Source organism: Microbacterium sp. (genome assembly GCF_047972865.1).
GTDB lineage: Bacteria > Actinomycetota > Actinomycetes > Actinomycetales > Microbacteriaceae > Microbacterium.
In genome coordinates this window covers 1-2020 of sequence record NZ_JBKEAY010000040.1, presented here as the reverse complement: position 1 = coordinate 2020, position 2020 = coordinate 1, and the positions used below count along the sequence as shown (strand labels likewise).

Below are 2020 nucleotides of genomic sequence, written 5' to 3'. Positions count from 1 at the left end.
GGTCGCCGGACAGTGGGCGCCGTGTCGCAGCGGTCGCGTTCGGGGTGGGTGCGATCGTCGCGCAGTCGATCATGCTGTTCACGATCATCAAACTGCTCGGTGCCGCATACCTGATCTACCTCGGCATGCAAGCGATCCGCCACCGCAAAGACGGCGTGGCAGACAATACCGAGTCAGCACGACCTTCGTTGACGCCCGCGGTGATGCTTCGGCAAGGGTTCATCGTGGGCGTCACCAACCCGAAGACCATCGTGTTCTTCGTGGCCGTGCTCCCGCAGTTCGTGACTTTCGGAGCGGGAGCGATCCCGTTGCAGATGATGATTCTCGGGCTCTTGTTCGTCGCCATCGGCTTCATCTGCGATGCGGTCTGGGGCGATCCTCGCTGGAAGCGCGCAGGCCTGGTTCGCGAAGTCTCCCCGCCGACTCAGCGGGATTCGCGCGACCGGCGGCGGATTGATGATCGGGCTCCGCGGTAGTCTCGCCCTGACCGGGAACAAGGCGTAGACGCAACTCTCCGATTGCGGGGGACGTTTACCGGCTGAGACCTGGCCCGCCCCGGCCACTGCTGGGCGGGGTGTCGCGTCTGAACGTATCTGGTGGGAGCGCCAGGCGGCGCTTGCGTGCCGCGTCCAGTTCACGATCCAGCACCTCGGGATCGCGGGTAGTCGTGCGGGTGAAAAAGCCACGCGCATGGTCGCGGACGAGTTCGAGTAGTTCGTCGTGGCGGGCGGCGTCTCCGAGGGTCTGGAGGTGCGGGCGGATCAGTGCGTCGATGCCCGAGTGGTTCTCCACGATGGCGAGGGTGCGGGCGTGAGCGAATACATCGCCGGGAATCTGCGACCAGTCGATGATCCATCCGGCATCGTGGGCGAGCCGGTTGAAGAAGATGTGCTGGCTGCGGGTGTTCGCATCGCGGAACGGATGAATCGCGGTCGTCTCTCCCCAGACCCAGGCGAGCCCGTCCGAGAACGCATCCGCCTCCAAGCCGCGCAGGTAGTCACGGGAGGCGAGTTCGCCGAAGACACGCTCGGCCTCGGCGACGATGAACTGCGGGCGACAGTGCGCGATGCCCGTGCCGCCGGGATGGGTGTCGGTGTCGCGAATCTCACCGCCCCACGAGTACATGTCCTGCGTCAGAAAGGCATGAATCGCTTGCAGATGCGCAAGGTCGTAGCTGCCGTCGAGCGGGTGTTCGCGCAAGTGGAACATGCGCGCGCCGATTAAGTCGGTTTCGGCTTCTTTCCAGTCGTCGTAATCGGTGATGCCGTGCTTGTTGATGAGAACATCGCTGCCGGGGTAGGTGTAGCGATCACGCATCGAGGCGCTACTGAGTTCAGGCGGTGCGGGAGGCCAGGCGTGCGCGGGTACGAGCGGCGATCACTTCGACGGCTTCGTCTACGGTGATTTCGCCGCGCACCTGCCTGCGCCCCAACTCGACCGCTTCGGGCGACATCTGTGCGCCTGCGGTCTGCTGCCCCGCCAGCACTTCCGCGACGACGCGCTCAACGTGCGCCTCGGATACGCGAGTCTTCGTAGCCATGCTGGGTGCCTCCTTGTGGTCGGCGTTACGGGTTCAGTCTACGTCCTGCCGCCGACATTCCTCCGGTAACTCGACGCGGGGGTGCCGAATCGGCACGGCCACAGCGCGCCGCCTACGACCCGTCGCGGGTGGTGTCGGCGAACTTCTCGCGGGGGATCACGATGCGCCGCCCGAGCTTGACATGCGGGATCGTGCCCCCGGGCGCAGTCGGGGCCGGGCTGACCCTGTTCGGCAATGCCTTCGGCGCGCTCGACGCGATCGGACTCGGCGACGCCGTGCGCCGGGTCAGCAGCGACGCGATCGCCCGGATGCGCGCCGGGCAGCGCGTGCCGTCCGGTGACTGGCTCGTGTCGATGCCCTCCGCGATGGTCCCCTCGCTGCGCAGCCTGCACCGCGCCGAGCTGCACCGGGTTCTCGTGGAGGCCCTGCCCGTCGGGAGCCTCCGGCTCGGACAGAGCGCCACGGTCGCCGCGGGCGGGG

At 66.9% G+C, this 2020-nt stretch carries 3 protein-coding genes and 1 pseudogene; 2 read left to right on the top strand and 2 right to left on the bottom strand.

What is annotated here, in order from left to right:
* The first annotated feature begins 44 nt into the window (after positions 1 to 44).
* Complete coding sequence (locus ACK5KK_RS02185; RefSeq protein ID WP_416888454.1) at positions 45 to 476, top strand: LysE family translocator; 432 nt, start codon at positions 45 to 47, stop codon at positions 474 to 476.
* Between the two features lie 55 nt (positions 477 to 531).
* Here ACK5KK_RS02185 and ACK5KK_RS02180 read toward each other — a convergent pair whose 3' ends face one another.
* Together ACK5KK_RS02180 and ACK5KK_RS02175 are read right to left on the bottom strand one after the other, a co-directional pair.
* Complete coding sequence (locus tag ACK5KK_RS02180; protein ID WP_416888453.1) at positions 532 to 1317, bottom strand: Fic/DOC family protein; 786 nt, start codon at positions 1315 to 1317, stop codon at positions 532 to 534.
* A gap of 16 nt (positions 1318 to 1333) precedes the next feature.
* Positions 1334 to 1540: an antitoxin VbhA family protein gene (locus ACK5KK_RS02175; protein WP_416888452.1), complete on the bottom strand. Its 207-nt coding sequence runs from the start codon at positions 1538 to 1540 to the stop codon at positions 1334 to 1336.
* A 191-nt stretch (positions 1541 to 1731) separates the two neighbouring features.
* Here ACK5KK_RS02175 and ACK5KK_RS02170 point away from each other — a divergent pair.
* Positions 1732 to 2020, top strand: a pseudogene (locus ACK5KK_RS02170) (monooxygenase); the annotation flags it as partial.

Bases quoted from the DNA above. Each gene is read 5' to 3' on its own strand.
- ACK5KK_RS02180 (WP_416888453.1), bottom strand. From the start codon at position 1,317: ATGCGTGATCGCTACACCTACCCCGGCAGCGATGTTCTCATCAACAAG.
- ACK5KK_RS02175 (WP_416888452.1), bottom strand. From the start codon at position 1,540: ATGGCTACGAAGACTCGCGTATCCGAGGCGCACGTTGAGCGCGTCGTC.